The sequence below is a fragment of the Streptomyces sp. NPDC054975 genome (genome assembly GCF_053609105.1).
This window is the reverse complement of the sequence record NZ_JBSGWV010000017.1, coordinates 24,322-41,367: the sequence shown is the minus strand read 5'-3', so window position 1 is coordinate 41,367 and position 17,046 is coordinate 24,322. Positions and strand designations below refer to the sequence as shown.

The 17,046-nt window shown below is 72.5% G+C and carries 17 protein-coding genes; 9 read left to right on the top strand and 8 right to left on the bottom strand.

From position 1 onward, the window contains the following. Positions 1 to 137: 137 nt before the first annotated feature. From ACWF79_RS17660 to ACWF79_RS17650, 3 genes are all read right to left on the bottom strand, one after another. Positions 138 to 596 carry a nuclear transport factor 2 family protein gene (locus tag ACWF79_RS17660; RefSeq protein WP_453729004.1) on the bottom strand — a complete coding sequence of 153 codons (459 nt, stop codon included), beginning with the start codon at positions 594 to 596 and terminating at the stop codon, positions 138 to 140. Beyond that, a complete protein-coding gene (gene folP, locus ACWF79_RS17655; protein ID WP_453729003.1) occupies positions 593 to 1,453 on the bottom strand; it encodes a dihydropteroate synthase in 861 nt (286 codons plus the stop codon). The genes ACWF79_RS17660 and folP overlap by 4 nt, the downstream gene beginning before the upstream one ends. Before the next feature lie 88 nt (positions 1,454 to 1,541). Further along, on the bottom strand, positions 1,542 to 3,383 hold the full coding sequence (locus ACWF79_RS17650; RefSeq protein WP_453729002.1) for a phosphatidylglycerol lysyltransferase domain-containing protein: 1,842 nt from the start codon (positions 3,381 to 3,383) through the stop codon (positions 1,542 to 1,544). Between the two features lie 165 nt (positions 3,384 to 3,548). On the opposite strand from ACWF79_RS17650, the gene ACWF79_RS17645 reads away from it, so the two are divergent. Then, positions 3,549 to 4,661, top strand: coding sequence for an alpha/beta hydrolase (locus ACWF79_RS17645; RefSeq protein ID WP_453729001.1), 1,113 nt, complete (start codon positions 3,549 to 3,551; stop codon positions 4,659 to 4,661). Here the strand turns inward: ACWF79_RS17645 and ACWF79_RS17640 are convergent. Continuing rightward, entirely contained in the window at positions 4,648 to 5,760 is a 1,113-nt protein-coding gene (locus tag ACWF79_RS17640) for an ABC transporter ATP-binding protein (protein WP_453729000.1), read from the bottom strand. The genes ACWF79_RS17645 and ACWF79_RS17640 overlap by 14 nt on opposite strands. 142 nt (positions 5,761 to 5,902) lie before the next feature. On the opposite strand from ACWF79_RS17640, the gene ACWF79_RS17635 reads away from it, so the two are divergent. The 5 genes from ACWF79_RS17635 to ACWF79_RS17615 all read left to right on the top strand — a co-directional run bounded on the left by ACWF79_RS17635 (position 5,903) and on the right by ACWF79_RS17615 (position 9,977). Continuing rightward, positions 5,903 to 6,589: an ABC transporter permease gene (locus ACWF79_RS17635; RefSeq protein ID WP_315892571.1), complete on the top strand. Its 687-nt coding sequence runs from the start codon at positions 5,903 to 5,905 to the stop codon at positions 6,587 to 6,589. Positions 6,590 to 6,592: 3 nt separating this feature from the next. Continuing rightward, positions 6,593 to 7,252, top strand: coding sequence for an ABC transporter permease (locus ACWF79_RS17630; protein ID WP_453728999.1), 660 nt, complete (start codon positions 6,593 to 6,595; stop codon positions 7,250 to 7,252). A gap of 101 nt (positions 7,253 to 7,353) precedes the next feature. Then, complete coding sequence (locus ACWF79_RS17625; protein WP_453728998.1) at positions 7,354 to 8,328, top strand: ABC transporter substrate-binding protein; 975 nt, start codon at positions 7,354 to 7,356, stop codon at positions 8,326 to 8,328. A 120-nt stretch (positions 8,329 to 8,448) separates the two neighbouring features. Next, positions 8,449 to 9,492 (top strand): hypothetical protein, encoded by a 1,044-nt coding sequence (locus ACWF79_RS17620; protein WP_453728997.1) that lies wholly within the window; start codon positions 8,449 to 8,451, stop codon positions 9,490 to 9,492. Beyond that, positions 9,489 to 9,977: a GNAT family N-acetyltransferase gene (locus ACWF79_RS17615; protein ID WP_453728996.1), complete on the top strand. Its 489-nt coding sequence runs from the start codon at positions 9,489 to 9,491 to the stop codon at positions 9,975 to 9,977. The genes ACWF79_RS17620 and ACWF79_RS17615 overlap by 4 nt, the downstream gene beginning before the upstream one ends. A 15-nt stretch (positions 9,978 to 9,992) precedes the next feature. Here ACWF79_RS17615 and ACWF79_RS17610 read toward each other — a convergent pair whose 3' ends face one another. Then, on the bottom strand, positions 9,993 to 11,135 hold the full coding sequence (locus ACWF79_RS17610) for an NADH-quinone oxidoreductase subunit D (protein ID WP_453728995.1): 1,143 nt from the start codon (positions 11,133 to 11,135) through the stop codon (positions 9,993 to 9,995). Positions 11,136 to 11,334: 199 nt separating this feature from the next. Continuing rightward, complete coding sequence (locus tag ACWF79_RS17605) at positions 11,335 to 12,321, bottom strand: SAM-dependent methyltransferase (RefSeq protein WP_453728994.1); 987 nt, start codon at positions 12,319 to 12,321, stop codon at positions 11,335 to 11,337. Positions 12,322 to 12,418: 97 nt separating this feature from the next. Between ACWF79_RS17605 and ACWF79_RS17600 the strand changes: the two genes are divergently transcribed. Both ACWF79_RS17600 and ACWF79_RS17595 read left to right on the top strand, forming a co-directional pair. Next, entirely contained in the window at positions 12,419 to 13,624 is a 1,206-nt protein-coding gene (locus tag ACWF79_RS17600; RefSeq protein ID WP_453728993.1) for a sensor histidine kinase, read from the top strand. An 18-nt stretch (positions 13,625 to 13,642) separates the two neighbouring features. Further along, positions 13,643 to 14,317 (top strand): response regulator, encoded by a 675-nt coding sequence (locus ACWF79_RS17595; protein WP_453728992.1) that lies wholly within the window; start codon positions 13,643 to 13,645, stop codon positions 14,315 to 14,317. Between the two features lie 28 nt (positions 14,318 to 14,345). On the opposite strand, the gene ACWF79_RS17590 is transcribed toward ACWF79_RS17595, so the two are convergent. Further along, positions 14,346 to 15,443 carry a DUF5937 family protein gene (locus tag ACWF79_RS17590; RefSeq protein ID WP_453728991.1) on the bottom strand — a complete coding sequence of 366 codons (1,098 nt, stop codon included), beginning with the start codon at positions 15,441 to 15,443 and terminating at the stop codon, positions 14,346 to 14,348. Positions 15,444 to 15,535: 92 nt separating this feature from the next. Between ACWF79_RS17590 and ACWF79_RS17585 the strand changes: the two genes are divergently transcribed. Beyond that, positions 15,536 to 15,742, top strand: a complete 207-nt coding sequence (locus tag ACWF79_RS17585; protein WP_453728990.1) for a hypothetical protein — start codon at positions 15,536 to 15,538, stop codon at positions 15,740 to 15,742. 9 nt (positions 15,743 to 15,751) lie between these two features. Here the strand turns inward: ACWF79_RS17585 and ACWF79_RS17580 are convergent, their stop codons facing one another. Next, a complete protein-coding gene (locus tag ACWF79_RS17580; RefSeq protein WP_453728989.1) occupies positions 15,752 to 16,999 on the bottom strand; it encodes a threonine aldolase family protein in 1,248 nt (415 codons plus the stop codon). Between the last annotated feature and the right edge of the window lie 47 nt (positions 17,000 to 17,046).

The following is a 17,046-nucleotide window of genomic DNA, read 5'->3' as shown; positions in this document are numbered from 1 at the left end:
GCATCGAATCTACCTGCGAGCACCGACAGCGCTTGCCCATGGGGGTTCGGGCGGCGGCCACAGGGGACTGGCTGCGGCCCCTACCCAGAGCACCGGATTCCAATCCCCGGCGTCACCCGAACGGCCCCCGGATCCCGTCAGGCGCCGGGCTCCTCGTCCTCCTCGTCGTCCGATTCGGCGAGGACCGGGGAGCCGTGGTGGGACCAGATCTTCCAGCCGTCGAATGTGCGGCGGAACACATTGGTGGCGACCACGAGCTGCCCGACGAGGGGCCCGAGCTCGGCGCCGTCCTCGGCCGGTCCGCCGCTGAGGATGTTCTCGGTGCAGGTGACCACGGCGACGTCGCCGCCGAGGGAGACCTTCACGTCCGTCAGGAAGAACTGGATGTACTCGGTGTTCGCCATGATCAGCGCGTACGAGCGGAGGACCTCGCCGCGCCCGGAGAGCACCGGCCAGCCGGGGTGGACGCAGCTGATGGGGGTGGCGCCGTCGTCGAGCCAGAGGGCGGTGATCGCCTCGAAGTCGCCGAGTTCCATCGCCTCGTAGAAGGCGGTGTTGGCGGCCTCGACCGCCGCGGTGTCGGTCTGGTGGGTCACCGGGCTCCTTCGACGGCCCTGGCGACCCGGACGGCGTCGGCGGTGGCCCTGACTTCGTGGACGCGGACGGCCCAGGCGCCCTCGTGGGCGGCGATGGCGGAGACGGCGGCGGTGGCGGCGTCCCGTTCGCGGGCGGGCGGTGGGGCGGAGCCCTCGTGGGCCAGGACGTGGCCGAGGAAGCGCTTGCGCGAGGCGGCCACGAGCAGGGGCCGGCCGAGGCCGCGCAGTTCGCGGAGGTGGGCGACGAGGGCCAGGTCGTGCGGGGCGAGCTTGGCGAAGCCGAGGCCGGGGTCGATCACGATCCGCTCGGGGTCGATGCCGCCCTCGACGACGGCCTCCACGCGGCGGCGCAGTTCGGTGACGACCTCGCCGACGACGTCGTCGTAGACGGCGAGGCTGTTCATGTCCTGGCTGAAGCCGCGCCAGTGCATGACGACGAAGGGGACCTCGGCGGCGGCGACGGCGGGGACCATCGCGGGGTCGGCGAGGCCGCCGCTGACGTCGTTGACGAGTGCGGCGCCCGCCTCGACGGCGGCGCGGGCGACCGAGGCGCGCATGGTGTCGACGGAGACGGTGACGCCTTCGGAGGCGAGGCCGCGGACGACGGGGACGACCCGGCGCAGCTCTTCGTCCTCGTCGACCCGGCTGGCGCCGGGGCGGGTGGACTCGCCGCCGACGTCGACGAGGTCCGCGCCCTCGGCGACGAGGTCGAGCCCGTGTTTGACGGCGGCCGTGGTGTCGAACCAGCGGCCGCCGTCGGAGAAGGAGTCCGGGGTCACGTTGACGACGCCCATGACCGCGCAGCGGTCCCACTCCGGCAGGCCCAAGGCCGTGCCTCGACCGATCGACGTACTCATACGCCCAGCGTAGGGCCCGGGCGGCCGGTCGGGCCTACGGGCCCGGGCCGTGCGCTCCCGCGGGCCGTGTGCCGCACGGGCCTCCGGCTCACGCCGCGTGGACCTCGCGGTCGGCCTGCGGGGCGACGATGTGGGCGCAGGGGCGGGGTTCGGCGGAGGCCTTGCGGCGGGCGAAGGGGCGGGGCAGTTCGAGGTTGACGAAGCCCTCGGCCTGCATGGCGGCGAAGCCGATACGGGGCAGGTCGCGGCTCTTGCGGTAGACGACGAAGCGGGGCTCCCAGCGGGGCCGGAACTTGGCGTTGAACTTGTACAGGGACTCGATCTGGAACCAGCGGGAGAGGAAGACGAGCAGTCCGCGCCAGAGCCGGAGGACGGGTCCCGCGCCGATCTTCTCGCCGCGGGCCAGGGCGGCGCGGAACATGGCGAAGTTGAGGGAGACGCGCTCGATGCCGAGGCGCGGGGACTCCTGGAGGGCGGCGACGATGAGGAGCTCGTTCATGCCGGGGTCGGCGGAGCGGTCGCGGCGCATCAGCTCGAGGGACATGCCGTCGGGGCCCCAGGGCACGAAGTGGATGATCGCCTTCAGGTCGCCGTACGCGGAGTCGGTGCCGTCCTCGTCGCTCTTGTGGGCGGTCGCTATCACCGCGTCGCCGTCGCCGGGGTCGCCGATGCGGCCCAGGGCCATGGAGAAGCCGCGTTCGGTGTCGGTGCCGCGCCAGTCGGCGGCGGCGCGGCGGACGCGGGCGAGTTCGCCGTCGCTGAGGTCTCGGACGCGCCGCACCTTGGTGGTGTAGCCGTTGCGCTCGATCCGCTTCACCATCTGGCGGACGTTACGCATGGCGCGCCCGGAGAGGGAGAAATCCGCGACGTCCACCACCGCCTCGTCACCGAGTTCGAGGGCGTCGAGGCCGGTCTCTCGGGTCCAGACCTCGCCTCCGGTCTCGGAGCAGCCCATGACGGCGGGGGTCCAGGAGTGGGCCTTGGCCTCGTCCATGAAGCGTTCGATGGCGCCGGGCCAGGCCTCGACGTCGCCGATGGGGTCGCCGCTGGCGAGCATGACGCCGGAGACGACGCGGTAGCAGACGGCGGCCTTGCCGCTGGGGGAGAAGACGACGCCCTTGTCGCGGCGGAGCGCGAAGTGGCCGAGGGAGTCGCGGCTGCCGTGCTTGGCGAGCAGGGCGCGCAGCCGGGTCTCGTCGTCCTCGGTGAGCCGGGCGGCGGGGTGCTCGGGGCGGAAGGCGAGGTAGATGGTGGTGAGGGCGGTGAGCATGCCGAGGGCGCCGAGGGAGTAGCCGACGGTCCAGTCGACGCCGTTGGTGTAGCCGACGGGGCCTTCGAAGCCGAAGAGTCCGTAGAGGACGTGTTCGAGGCGGTCGGTGAGGCTGGGGCTGCCGACGACGCGGCGCGGGTGGGCGCTGACGATGACGAGGCCGAGGAGGATCGAGCCGGCGCCCATGAGGACGAAGTTGGCGAGCGCCTTCCAGCGGCTGCGGGGGTCGGGCAGGGCGGCGAACTGGTCCCGGTGGCGTACGAGCAGGGCGAGCAGCGCGAGGGAGAGCAGGGCGCCGAGGACGGAGTGGCGCCAGACGAACTGGGCTACGGCGCCGAGCGGCAGGAGGACGACGGCGGCCCGCCAGGCGCGGCGCTTGTGGCGCTTGAGGCCGTGGGCGAGGAGCAGGAGGAGGACGCCGGCGCTGAGGGAGAGGGCCGCGCTGAGCGGGCCGAGGGTGCCGGGCAGTACTTCGGCGATGGCGTGCATCCGGCTGGCCCGGAAGCGCGGGAAGACGCCCGCGGCGATGTCGATCAGGCCGATGAGCGTGCAGGCCGTTCCGACGAGGGCGGGCACCTTCTCGGGGCGCGGTCCGCGCAGAATCCGGCGCACCCGAACCGGAACCAATCCTGACTTGTCCCCATCTACCGTGACAGACATCGCTTCCCGTGCTTCCCGTGGCTCCGCGAAAGATTGATTCTCCGGCGGCCGCGCGGTGGTCAGGGGCGGGCCGGGGCCGGAGGTTTGCGCCTTCTAGGACGGCTTCGCGGGGAGGCGGGTTCATTCACCCACAGGAATTTCTCAGGAAGAGGGCTCGGTCGTCTCATGGGTCTCACCAGCAACAAGGTCTTGGCGCTGGCGGTCGCGCTGGCGGTGGTGCTTTTCGTGGCCACGGTCTGGCTGTGGCCGCGGCTGGCGCGGGGCGGTTTCCGGGCCGTCCTCGGCAGGATCGGGCTGCTGCTCGCCACCCAGCTGGCGCTCTTCGCCTCGGTGGGCCTCGCGGCGAACAACTCCTTCCTCTTCTACGGTTCCTGGGCGGACCTCTTCGGCCAGGAGCAGGACATGGGGGTGGTCGTCGACCACTCGGCCGGCTCCAAGGACCTGAAGGTCGTCGGTACGCAGGCGCTGGACGTGCCCGGCGGCTCCAAGCCCTCGGTCGGCGGGCAGATACAGAAGGTCGTCGTCGCGGGCGAGAAGTCGGGCATCACCTCGCCGGCGTACGTGTACCTGCCGCCGGAGTACTTCCAGAAGGGGTACGAGAAGGCCACCTTCCCGGCCTCCCTGGTGCTGACCGGCTACCCGGGCACGGCGGAGAACCTGCTCAAGGGGCTGAAGTACCCGAAGACCGCCTTCCTCCAGGCCAAGGAGAAGAAGATGCGGCCGATGATCCTGGTGATGCTGCGGCCGACCGTGGCGCCGCCGCGGGACACCGAGTGCGTGGACATCCCGGGTGGGCCGAAGACGGAGACCTTCTTCGCGAAGGACCTGCCGAAGGCGGTCTCGGAGACGTACCGGGTGGGGACGAAGGCCCGGAACTGGGGGTTCATGGGGAACTCGACGGGCGGTTACTGCGCGCTGAAGATCGCGCTGCACCACCCCGACCGGTTCGCGGCGGGCGCGGGGTTCTCGGCGTACTACAAGGCGGCCGAGGACGTGACGACGGGCGACCTCTTCCACGGCGACGACAAGGCGCGCAAGCGGGCGGACCTGCTGTGGAGCCTGGACCACCTGCCGCAGGGCAAGTCGTCGTTCCTGGTGACGACTTCGAAGCAGGGCGAGGGGAACCTGAGCGGGACCCGCGCCTTCGTCAAGAAGGTGAAGGCCCCGGCGCGGGTCTCCTCGATCACGCTGGACAGCGGCGGGCACAACTTCAACACCTGGAACCGGGAGATCCCGCCCGGCCTGGTGTGGATGAGCGGGCGGCTCAGCGCGGACTGAGTGTCTTGGGGGGAGTGTTCTGCGCGTTCTCGGCCGGCGCCGGGGACGCCGCGCGCAGGGCCCGGTGGACGGCGGCCGGGGTGAGCACGCCCGCGTACCGGCCGCCTTCGGCGGGGTCGGTGACGGGCAGCCAGCCGGTGTCGTGCTGGAGCAGCGCGGCCAGTGCCTCCCGGAGGGAGGCGCCGAGCGGCACCGGCTCCGGGGCGGGGCGGGTGCGGCCGGGTTCGTCCGCGGCGACCCAGCCCGTGATGCGGCCGTCGGCGTCGAGGACGACGGACCAGGGGGCGCCTTCGGGTGCCGTGTCACCCGCGCGGAGCGCCGGGACCTCCTCCAGGGCGGCGGAGTCCACGGTGGTGACCGAGAGCCGCTTGAGGCCGCGGTCCGCGCCGACGAAGTCGGCGACGTACGGGGTGGCGGGGGCGCCGAGGACCCTGGCCGGGGTGTCGAACTGCTCGATCGTGCCCTGGCCGTAGACGGCGATCCGGTCGCCGAGGCGGACGGCCTCCTCCAGGTCGTGGGTGACGAGCAGGACGGTCTTGCGGACCTGCGACTGGAGGCGGAGGAACTCGTTCTGGAGGCGCTCGCGGACCACGGGGTCGACCGCGCCGAAGGGCTCGTCCATCAGGAGCACCGGCGGGTCGGCGGCGAGCGCACGGGCCACGCCGACGCGCTGGCGCTGTCCGCCGGAGAGCTGCTCGGGGTAGCGGGAGCCGTACGTCTTCGGGTCGAGGCCGACCAGGTCGAGGAGTTCGGCGGCGCGGGCGCGGGCCCGGGCGCGCGGGACGCCGAGGAGGTGCGGGACGGTCGCGGTGTTGTCGAGGACCGTGCGGTGCGGGAAGAGGCCGACCTGCTGGATGACGTATCCGATGCGGCGGCGCAGGTGGACGGGGTCGATCGCGGCTATGTCCTCGCCGTCGAGGAGGACGCGGCCCTCGGTCGGCTCGATGAGCCGGTTCACCATCTTCATCGTGGTGGTCTTGCCGCAGCCGGACGGGCCGACGAGCGTCACCAGTTCACCCTCGGCGACCTCGAAGGACAGGTCGTCGACGGCGGTCGTTCCGTCCGCGTACCGCTTGGTCACATGCTCGAACCGGATCATGTTCCCCATTCTGACCGCTGGGTGACAGGTGTGTGTGAAGGGCGTGTTGCCGCACCGTGAGGTCCTCGGCGATTGTCGGTGCCGGGGGTTAGGGTCGGTCATACATACGTTCGGCAACGGCTGGTGACCGGGGGGAGGGTACATGAGCGCGGCGAATTGTCTGGTGACGAACGACTGGATCTGCGGCGAGTATCTGCGCACGCGCAGCCAGGAGTTGACCGACGCGCTGCTCCAGCACGTGGGAATCACGGCCGTGTCCGTCCTCGTCGGCATCGCCGTCGCCTTTCCGCTGGCGCTGCTGGTGCGGGCGCGGCCGCGGTTCGCCGGGCCGGTGCTCGGCCTGACGACGCTGCTCTACACGATTCCGTCGCTGGCGATGTTCTCGCTGCTGCTGCCCTTCTTCGGGCTGTCCGCCGCGCTGGTCGTGACGGGCCTCGTGCTGTACTCCCTGACGATCCTCGTGCGGAACATGGTGGCCGGCCTGGACGCGGTGCCGGCCGAGGCGCGGGAGGCCGCCCGCGGCATGGGATACGGCTCGGGGCGGCTGCTCTGGGAGGTCGAACTGCCGCTGGCGCTGCCCGCGTTGATGGCCGGAATACGCATGGCGACGGTCTCCACGATCGCGCTCACGACGGTCGGCTCGATCGTCGGGCGGGGCGGCCTCGGCAACCTCATCGAGGACGCGCTGCCGACGTTCTTCAAGGCGCAGGTGCTCGCGGCCTCGGTGCTGTGCGTCCTGCTCGCGGTGGTCGCGGACCTGCTGCTCCTGGGCGTGCAGCGGCTGCTCACCCCGTGGACCCGCATACGTACGGCGCCGGGGGGCGAGTGAGCGGTGGGGATCGTGGCGGACGCCTGGAGCTGGCTGACCACCGGCGCCAACTGGGCGGGCGACGGCGGGGTGTGGCACCGCCTCGGTGAGCACGCGTACGTCAGCGGGATCGCGCTGCTGCTGGCCTGTGCGATCGCGCTGCCGCTGGGCCTCGCGCTCGGGCACGTCGGCCGGGGCGGCGCGCTCGCCGTCAACGTCTCCAACGTCGGGCGGGCGATCCCCGTCTTCGCCGTCCTTGCCCTGTTCATGGTGTCGCCGCTGCGCAACGCGGGGTATGTGCCGACGGTGATCGCCCTGGTGCTCTTCGCGATACCGCCGCTGCTCACCAACGCGTACGTGGGGATGCGTGAGGTGGACCGGGCGGTCGTGGAGGCCGCGCGGGGGATGGGCATGTCGGGCGGACAGCTCTTCCTGAAGGTCGAACTGCCCCTGGCCCGGCCGCTGATCATGACCGGGCTGCGGTCGGCCGCCGTGCAGGTCGTCGCCACCGCGACGATCGCGGCCATGGTCGGCCAGGGCGGCCTGGGCCGGATCATCACCGCCGGATTCAACACCTACAACACCCCGCAGGTGGTCGCGGGCGCCCTGCTGGTGGCACTGCTCGCCCTGGTCGTGGAGGTCGTCCTGGTGGGGGCGGACCGGCTGCTCGGCCGGCGCGCCTGAGCGCCCGCCCAGGTGATGCGTACGAACGCCTGGCACGGAACGAACCGCTTGTGCACGGAACGAACCGCTTGTGACACGGAACGACGACTAGGAGTGATCTCGTGAGCAGGACCTCGCGTATCGCGGGTGCGGTACTGGGTACGGCGGCGCTGACCGTCTCGCTCGCCGCGTGCGGCGGCGACAGCCTGGAGCAGGGCAAGGCGGGCGGCGGCTCCTCGTCCGGCGGGAAGAAGGGCTCCCTCGTCGTGGGTGCCGCCGCGTTCACCGAGTCCAAGGTGCTCGCGGAGCTCTACGCGCAGGTGCTGAACGACGCCGGATACGACGCGACCATCACCACCGTGAAGAACCGCGAGCTGTACGAACCGTCCCTGGAGAAGGGCGAGATCGACGTCGTACCGGAATACGCGGCGACGATCGCGGAATTCCTCAATGCGAAGGTGAACGGCCCGAAGGCGGCCGAGGAGAAGCCGGTCGCGTCCGGCGACGCGGCCGCCACGGTGGAGGCGTTGAAGAAGCTCGCCGAGCCGCGTGGCCTGAAGGTCCTCGCGTTCGGCGAGGCCGTCGACCAGAACGCCTTCGCGGTCTCGAAGGAATTCGCCGAGAAGAACAAGCTGAAGACGCTTTCGGACCTCGGTGCCGCCAAGGTGAAGGTGAAGATCGCGGCCGGTGACGAATGCGAGATACGGCCGTTCTGCGCGCCCGGCCTGAAGAAGACCTACGGCATCGACGTGACCGGGATCGACCCCAAGGGAGTCGGCACCCCGCAGGCCAAGCAGGCGGTCAAGGACGGTGTGGACCAGCTGGTGCTGACCACCACCACGGACGCGACGATCGACTCCTTCGGACTGGTCTTCCTGGACGACGACAAGAAGCTCCAGAACGCCGACAATGTGCTGCCGGTGGTCAATGCGAAGGACGCCGGATCGCCCGAGATCGCGGCCGCTCTCGACAAGATCACAAAGGCCCTCACCACGGCCGATCTCGCCGAACTGAACCGCAAGGTCGACGCCGAGCGCGCGAAGCCCGCGGACGTGGCGAAGACCTATCTGGAGTCGAAGGGCCTGGTCACGAAGTAAGGCCCGGGGGAGGGGAGTCGGCCCGGTTCCCGCCGGGACTCGGTCATGACGGCGAGAAGTGGCCAAGAGATTGCCGGGCCGACACCCCACACAGCGCCTACGCACGGTAAATTTCAGGCCATGCCACGTGGACGCCACCGCCATTCACCTCCCCTGCACAAGCTTCTGCCGCCCTCCGCGGTCGCCGGAGCGTCGGTCGTCTGTGCCGCGGGCGCCTGGCTGCTCGCCGATCCCGTGGCGTTGCGGCTGCTCGTGGCCGCCGCGGCGGCGGCCGCGGTCACCGGTGGCGTCATCATGCGCAGTTGGGACCGGAGCGCCGGCCGTCAGGTCGCGGAGCTGACCCGGGCGCGTACGGCGGACCAGTGGAAGACCGAGGAGCGGATAGCCGAGCTCGAAGCCGACCTGGAGGAGTCGCGCGAGCTGAGGGCCAAGCTGGACGCCAAGCTCCGCGCCAAGCGGGTCGAACTGGCCGGACTGCGCGGCGAGCACGCGGCGCTGCTGCGCCGGTACGCCACCGCCGAGACCGAGCGGGCCAGCGCCCTCGAAGGCCGAAGGCAGCTCGCCCTGGAGTCGTCCGTTCCGGCCAAGGAGCTGACGGCGGTCGGATCCACGCCCACCCCCGCCGCCTACCGCCAGGCCGCCGAGGCCCTGCGCGACCTCGCGCGCAACGCCGCCGCCCAGGAGGCCCGCCGTACGGCCGAGGCCGCCCGCAGTCGCGATCTCGCCGAGCGCGCCCGGGAGACGGAGGAGCCGCAGGGGAAGCACGCGGCGGCCGCCGGGAGCGAGCAGCACGCTCGACCGTCGACCGCCGTCGTACCCGCCCCCTCGACGGCCCTCTCGGCCGTCCCCTCCGCCGTCCCTGCGGTACGGGCCGTACCGGCCGCCTCCGCGATCGTCCCGTACGCCTCACGCCGCCCTGGCCGCCCCGAGGGCGGCTTCGACTTCTTCGGTACGCAGGCCCTTGAGGGCACGCGGAAGGCCGCGGCGGCCATCGAGGCCGTCCAGGACGCCGACCTGGCCGACGTCGTGGGCGAGGAGGTCCTCGCGACCGTCGCCCGCCGCACCCCCGAACAGCGGGCGATCGGCAACGTCATCGACCTGACCGCGCACGACGAGACCGAGCAGATCGACGTCGCCGAGCTGCGCGGAGTGGTCGGCTCTTGACGGTCCGGGCACTCGCCGCCGAGGACGTCCTCGCGCGGCGGGACGAGTGGATCGCCCTGTGCGCGCAGGCGTTCTGCGGCCCGCCCTGGCACGAACCGCCGCGCGGCGCCCTGCGGACGGTGGAGCGGCTGCTCGGCAGGGCGGCGTGGGGAGGGTCCGGCTTGCGCTGCGTCGCCTCGTTCGACGCCGAAGGCGCCGTGACCGGCTTCGCCGCCGGCTGGCTCGACACCGTGCTCTCGGGCGGCGCGCAGGAGGCCTTCGAACTCGCCGAACTCGTCGTCGCCCCCGCCCACCAGGGCCTCGGCCTCGGCCGCGCCCTGCACGACGCCCTCCTCGCCGACGCCCCCGCGCCGCGCCTGCTGATGACGCTCGACGTCCCCGAGCTGCGGGAGCGCTACGAACGCTGGGGCTGGGCCGTGGTCGAGCACAGGCGCCCGGAGAAGGACCCGAGGGACTTCGTGGTCATGCGTCACCACGCGGCCTGACCCGCGCGGCGCCGCCTACTTGTCGATGTCGCCGACGACGAAGAAGAGCGAGCCCAGGATCGCCACCATGTCGGCGACGAGCGTGCCCGGCAACAACTCCGTCAGCGCCTGGATGTTGTTGAACGACGCCGAGCGCAACTTCAGCCGGTACGGCGTCTTCTCGCCCTTGGAGACCAGGTAGTAGCCGTTGATGCCGAGCGGGTTCTCGGTCCAGGCGTACGTGTGACCCTCCGGGGCCTTGAGCACCTTCGGCAGCCGCTGGTTGATCGGCCCCTGGGGGAGATCCGCGAGCCGGTCGAGGCAGGCGTCCGCCAGGTCCAGGGAGTTGTGGGTCTGCTCCAGGAGGCACTCGAAGCGGGCGAGGCAGTCGCCCTCCTCGCGGGTGACGACCTTCAGCGTGTCCTGAAGCTCCCCGTAGGCCAGGTACGGCTCGTCGCGCCGCAGGTCGAAGTCGACACCGGAGGCACGGGCGATGGGCCCGGAGACGCCGTACGCGTGCACCGCCGTCGCGGTCAGGACGCCGACGCCCCGGGTACGGCCCCGGAAGATCTCGTTGCCGAGGACCAGCTTGTCGTACACGTCCATCCGCGACCGCACGTCCGCGACGGCCGCGCGCGCCCGGTCCAGCCACCCGGCGGGCAGGTCCTCCTTGAGGCCGCCGACCCGGTTGAACATGTAGTGCATCCGGCCGCCGGAGACCTCCTCCATCACGGCCTGGAGCTCCTCGCGCTCCCGGAACGCGTAGAAGACCGGGGTGATACCGCCCAGTTCGAGGGGGTACGAGCCGAGGAACATGAGGTGGTTGAGCACCCGGTTCAGCTCGGCGAGCAGCGTCCGCGTCCAGACGGCCCGCTCGGGCACCTCCATGCCGAGCATGCGCTCGACGGCCATGACGACACCGAGCTCGTTGGAGAAGGCCGACAGCCAGTCGTGGCGGTTGGCGAGCATGACGATCTGCCGGTAGTCCCGCGCCTCGAAGAGCTTCTCGGCGCCCCGGTGCATGTAGCCGATGACCGGCTCGGCCCGCTGGATCACCTCACCGTCGAGAACCAGCCGCAGCCGGAGCACGCCATGGGTCGAGGGATGCTGCGGCCCGATGTTCAGCACCATGTCGGTGCTCTCCGCCGCCCCGCCGATTCCGACCGTCGTCTCCGTCATGGGAGCAGTATCCCTGCCGAGCCACCCCCAGAGGGAACCGTCCCGCAGTACGGTCCCCACCGCCCCCACCGTTGTGGGCAATCGTCCGGCAGGGCGATCGGGGTCCCCCTGCTCGAGCGAAGCCGAGAGCTTGGGGGAGGGTGGGCACAACCCACGGGGGCGGTGCCTTGTCGTGCCCCTCGCCCGGGGGCGGTGCCCTTCAGGCCCCCGCACCGCCGTCGCCGACCCGCCGCGTGAGCCACAGGAAGTCCCCCAGCCCACCCCGCCCCGTCAGCTCGGCCGCCTCCCCCGCCGCCGCGAGCGCCCGCACATACGCCCCCGGATCACTCGTCGCGAGCGACAACGCCGGACGGGCGCCGCTCACGCCCAGCCCCCGCAACGCCTCGCGCTGGCTCTCCACGTCCCCGCCCCCGCCGGTCGAGGCGCACGCGTCCATCGCCACATGGGCCGTCACGTCGCACGACCCGTCCGGCACCGGCGGCACCTCCCGCCCGCCCCGGAACCCCGTCAGCGTCCCGAACGGCGGCCTGGACCCCCGTACATGCCCGTAGTCCACCGCCACCGCCCGCCCCGCCGCCACGCGGCCGACCGCAGCCGCCCACGCCTCGTCCCGCGTGCGCCCGATCTCCGCCCGCTCGCCGGGCTCCGTCAGCGGCCACCATCGCTCCAGCCACTCCGCGTCCGGCCCCTCGACCGCTCGCCCGAGGCGCTCCGCGCCGTCCGCCGCCCGCACCTCGATGTACCGCACGACCCCCGAGTCGTCCACGGCCGCCACGTCCACCGGCACGTTGTCGAGCCACTCGTTCGCGAAGAGCAGCCCCCGGATCCCCTCCGGCACCCGGTCCGTCCACGCCACCCGGGGGTCGAGCCCGGCCGGCCGCTCCGCGCGCTCGACGCCGTACGCCCGTACCGAAAGCCCCAGCGCGGAGGCGGCCGCGAGGACGCCCGTCACCAGCTCGCCGCGCCCGGCGCCGACGTCCACGAACGTGACCTCGTCCGACCCCAGCTCCTCCGCCACCTCGCCCAGCAGCCGGGCGACCGCCCCCGCGAAGAGCGGGGAGGCGTGCACCGAGGTGCGGAAGTGACCCGCAGGGCCCTCAGGGCGCAGAAAGAAGCCCCCAGGGCCGTACAACGCCTGCTCCGTGGCCTCGCGCCACCCCTGCCACTGACACGTCTCATCCGTCACGAGCCCCAGTCTCCACCTTGGGGAGTACGGCCCTCGCGTCAAGGATCGACCCCACGGTTGACCCCTGCACCTATCCGCTTTCCCTACGCTGGGTGACGTGCAGCGCCTCTACGACTTCATCCGCAGACACCCGACAGGCGTCGACAGCTTCTGGGCCGTCGTCCTCTTCGGGTTCTCCCTGCTGTGGGTGGGCTCGTCCTACCCCCCGATCGGGCACCCCGTCGCGTACGGCGTCGTCGCGCTGCTGCTCTCCCTGGTCGTGGCCCTGCGGCGGCGCGCGCCCGAGAAGACGCTGGTGCTCACGGTCGTCCTGGGCGTCGTCCAGCTCGCCTTCGGGCTGATGCCGTTCGTCGCCGACTTCGCGATGCTGGTGATCATCTACACCGTCGCCGCGCACGACGGCCCGCGCTGGGCCTCCCGCCTCGCCCTGGCCGGCGGTCTGAGCGCCGCGACGCTCTCCCAGCTGCGCTGGCCGGAACAGGAGGAGATCGGCTCCACGGCGGCCCACGTCTTCTTCACGATCATCATGACCGTGCCGTTCGCCCTCGCCTGGGTGCTCGGCGACTCCCTGCGTACCCGCCGCGCCTACTTCGCGCAGCTGGAGGAGCGCGCCTCCCGCCTGGAGCAGGAGCGCGAGGCGCAGGCCAAGGTCGCCGTCGCCGCCGAGCGCGCCCGGATCGCCCGCGAGCTGCACGACGTCGTCGCGCACAACGTGTCGGTGATGGTCGTCCAGGCCGACGGTGCCGCCTACGTCCTGGACGCCTCGCCCGACCAGGCCAAGCAGGCCCTGGAGACGATCTCCTCGACCGGCCGGCAGGCGCTGGCCGAGATGCGCCGGCTGCTCGGCATCCTGCGCACCGGCGAGCACAAGGAGGCGGGGGAGTACGTGCCGCAGCCGGACGTCGAGCAGATCGAGGACCTGGTCGAGCAGGTCCGGGGGGCCGGTCTGACCGTGGACTTCCGGATCGAGGGCACCCCGCGCCCGCTGCCGAGCGGCGTCGAACTCACCGCGTACCGGATCGTGCAGGAAGCGCTCACCAACACCCGCAAGCACGGCGGTCCGGACGTCGGCGCGAGTGTCCGTCTGGTCTACTTCGACGACGGTCTCGGGCTGCTCGTGGAGGACGACGGGCGCGGCGCGACCCACGAGATGTACGAGGACGGGGGCGCCGACGGCCGGGGCCACGGCCTGATCGGCATGCGGGAGCGGGTCGGCATGGTCGGCGGCACCCTGGACGCGGGACCGCGCCCCGGGGGCGGTTTCCGCATCAGTGCCCTGCTCCCGCTCAAGCCCGCCCACTGACGACCCTTAAGGATCTCCATGTCCATCCGCGTGATGCTCGTCGACGACCAGGTGCTGCTGCGCACCGGCTTCCGCATGGTGCTCGCCGCTCAGCCGGACATGGAGGTCGTCGCCGAGGCGGGCGACGGCGTGGAGGCGCTGGAGGTGCTGCGGTCCACGGCCGTGGACGTGGTGCTGATGGACGTCCGTATGCCCAAGCTGGACGGCGTCGAGGCGACCCGGCGGATCTGCGCGGAGCCCGGTGCGCCGCGCGTCCTGATCCTGACCACGTTCGACCTCGACGAGTACGCCTTCTCCGGTCTGAAGGCGGGCGCGAGCGGTTTCATGCTGAAGGACGTGCCGCCGGCGGAGCTGCTCGGCGCGATCCGCTCCGTGCACAGCGGCGACGCGGTGGTGGCCCCGTCCACGACCCGCCGCCTCCTGGACCGCTTCTCGCCGATGCTGCCGTCCTCGGGGAAGGAGCCGCAGCACAAGGAGGTGGAGCGGCTCACCGAGCGGGAGCGGGAGGTCATGCTCCTGGTCGCCCAGGGCATGTCGAACGGCGAGATCGCCGCCCGACTGGTGCTGTCGGAGGCGACGGTGAAGACGCACGTCGGCCGGATCCTCACCAAGCTGGACCTGCGCGACCGCGTGCAGGTGGTGGTGCTCGCGTACGAGACCGGCCTGGTGCGGGCGGGCGGCGGGGCGGGCTGAGCCGCTCCGGCCGAGGGCGGCGCGGGCGCTAGCGCAGGACCGCTTCGAGGAAGTCGCTGCCCAGGCGGGCCACGACGGTCACGTCCAGCTGGTGCAGGACGTACCGGCCGCGGCGCTGGGTGGTGAGCAGTCCGGCCTTCTTCAGGACGGCGAGGTGCCGGGAGACCTCCGGCGCGGTGATGCCGTACGCGTCGGCCAGCTCGCTCGTCGTGAACGAGGCGCGGGCGAGGCTGCGGCACATCCGCATCCGCATCGGGTGCGCGACGGCCTCGAGCCGGAGCTTGACGGTCTCCACGGGCGCGGTGCCGGCGATTTCGCGGGTGGAGACGGGGTACTGCACCACCGGCTGCCAGCCCGGCGCGTGCAGCGCGAAGAGGTGTGGCCGGCCGAAGGCGGTCGGCAGGAACGTGACCCCCGAGCCCTGCGCGGTCGTACGGCCGTGGAGCAGCTTGTCGATGACGATCCGGGCGCCGTGGGCGTCCTCCTCCAGGCTCATCGCCGGGGAGGCGTCCGCGACCGCTTCGGCGAGTCCCTTGCGGCGCAGCAGCTCGGTCTTGTGGCGGGCGTCGGCCGCGAGCTGGACCCGGACCCGGCTCCAGGTGTCGGCGAAGAACGCGTCGTCGCAGTCCTCCATGAGGCGGCGGATCCACGCGCGCGTGCCGGGCGGGTCGGCGAGCATCCGCTCCACGAACGCGGCCTGGCGCGGGCCGCGCGCGGCGGCCAGGTCGAGGGCGCGGCGGCGGGCGGGCCGGTCGACGAGCGGGGAGGGCAGGCCGTCGCCGTACTGGCTGTTGCAGGAGATCTCCAGCGCCGCGCCGACGAACCTCTCGTCGTCGATCCGGTCGAGGTCGTCGAGTTCCTCGGCGAGCGTCGGGCGCGGGCGGGCGGGCAGCAGGAGGTCGGACCGGGTGGAGCGCCACATGAAGTCGGCCTCGTGCATCCGGTCGGCGAGCTCGGGCTTGAGGGCGGCGGCGGTGGTCGTGGCCCAGCCGTGCAGACCGGAGTGGTGCGCGGGCTCGGCGAGCGCGTGCAGCGCGGCGCCGAGCTCGGCGAGCGGGGAGGGACAGAAGACGATCCGCTCGTGCGGCAGCCCGGTGATGTCGATGGTCACGGTCACGGTCCCCATGGTGCGCGACGCCCGGCGGGTGCTGTCGCGTCGTTTGACATCGCCCGTCAATCGGCGCGACCGCGCGTTCTGGGCGGCCGCATCGTGAGGTCATGAACGCGATGCACCAGTACCTCTTCGACACCTACCGCGCCGCGCAGCACGACGAGCGGATGCCGCCTCTGCCCGGTACCCACGACGTCGCGGCCCTCCGCGCCCTCCGTGACCGCCGCCGCTTCCGCGCGGTCCTGGCCGGGCGGCCCGCCCGGGGCCGCCTCCGTACGGCGCTGAGCCGCCGATTCCCCCCGAAGGCCTGCTGAGCCGCCCCACTAAGGCAGCAGCGCGAGGAACGCCCGTACCGCCTCCCGTACGTCCGTCTCCGTCCACGCGAGGCCCGGCTCGCCCACCGTCACCTCCGCCATCGCCACCCCCGGTGGGCCGCCCGCGCCGGGGCTGCGCCAGCGGCGGAAGAGGACCGTGTCGGTCGCCTCGGTCAGCGCCACGGACGCCGCCGTCAGGACGTCCGGGGGGTACGGGAGCCAGACCTGGAACTGGTGCGTGTGCGGGGGTTCCGGGTGCACACGGAACCACGGCACCCCGGCCTCCTCGAAGGCCGCCCGCAGCCATCCCGCCACCACGCGCGCGTGCGCCACGTACGAGGGCAGACGGGGCAGCTCCCGGTCCAGGCCCCGCAGGGCCGAGACGGCCGCCGGGTACTGCTGGAAGACCTGGCCCCCGTACCGGTGCCGCCACACCCGGGCCTCCTCCATCACGTCCTCCGGGCCGGCGAGGGCCGCCCCGGAGAGGCCGCCCAGGGACTTGTAGAAGGACACGTACACGCTGTCCGCGAGCCCCGCGATCTCCCGCAGGCCGCGCCCGAAATGGGGGGCGCACTCCCACAGCCGCGCGCCGTCAACGTGCACCGCCGCCTCCCGCTCGCGCGCCGCCTCCACGACCTCCACCAGCTCGTCCCAGGACGGCAGCACGAACCCGGCGTCCCGCAGCGGCAGCTCCAGCATCAGCGTCCCGAACGGCTCCGGATGGTCCCGTACCTCATCGGCGGTCGGCAGCCTGGGCTCGTCCGTCGGGTGGACCGTCCGCAGCCCGCTCACCGTCTCCAGGGCGCCGCTCTCGTGGACCTCGGGGTGGGCGAGCGGGTGCAGGGCGACGACCGGGCTGCCGGTCCGCCCGGCCCAGCAGCGCAGCGCCACCTGCTGGGCCATCGTCCCGGTGGGGAAGAACACCGCCGCCGGCAGCCCGAGCTCCCGGGCGACCCGCCGCTCGACCTCCTCGACGAGACCGTCGCCGTACGCGTCGAGGTGGCCGCCGTCGTCCTCGGTGTCCCCGGCCCAGTCGGCGAGCTGCCGCAGGCGGTCCCCGACCGTGCCCTCGACCGGCGAGTGCGCCAGCTTCCGCCGCGCGGAGCCCCACAGCTGCGCCTGGTACCGCCGCGTTTCGGCCGCGTCCATCGGCTCGTCCACCGGCTCGTCCGACCGGCCGCTCATGTCCTCGCCCACGCCCTCGTCCACGCCTTCGCCCATGCCTTCGTCCACGCCTTCGCCCGAGCCTTCGTCCATGGCCGATCATCACACCACCGCCCACACCCTGTGGACAGTCACGGAGG

Coding starts and splice junctions, on each gene's coding strand:
- folP (WP_453729003.1), bottom strand. CDS start 1,453: ATGAGTACGTCGATCGGTCGAGGCACGGCCTTGGGCCTGCCGGAGTGG.
- ACWF79_RS17650 (WP_453729002.1), bottom strand. CDS start 3,383: ATGTCTGTCACGGTAGATGGGGACAAGTCAGGATTGGTTCCGGTTCGG.
- ACWF79_RS17645 (WP_453729001.1), top strand. CDS start 3,549: ATGGGTCTCACCAGCAACAAGGTCTTGGCGCTGGCGGTCGCGCTGGCG.
- ACWF79_RS17640 (WP_453729000.1), bottom strand. CDS start 5,760: ATGATCCGGTTCGAGCATGTGACCAAGCGGTACGCGGACGGAACGACC.
- ACWF79_RS17635 (WP_315892571.1), top strand. CDS start 5,903: ATGAGCGCGGCGAATTGTCTGGTGACGAACGACTGGATCTGCGGCGAG.
- ACWF79_RS17620 (WP_453728997.1), top strand. CDS start 8,449: ATGCCACGTGGACGCCACCGCCATTCACCTCCCCTGCACAAGCTTCTG.
- ACWF79_RS17610 (WP_453728995.1), bottom strand. CDS start 11,135: ATGACGGAGACGACGGTCGGAATCGGCGGGGCGGCGGAGAGCACCGAC.
- ACWF79_RS17595 (WP_453728992.1), top strand. CDS start 13,643: ATGTCCATCCGCGTGATGCTCGTCGACGACCAGGTGCTGCTGCGCACC.
- ACWF79_RS17590 (WP_453728991.1), bottom strand. CDS start 15,443: ATGGGGACCGTGACCGTGACCATCGACATCACCGGGCTGCCGCACGAG.
- ACWF79_RS17585 (WP_453728990.1), top strand. CDS start 15,536: ATGAACGCGATGCACCAGTACCTCTTCGACACCTACCGCGCCGCGCAG.
- ACWF79_RS17580 (WP_453728989.1), bottom strand. CDS start 16,999: ATGGACGAAGGCTCGGGCGAAGGCGTGGACGAAGGCATGGGCGAAGGC.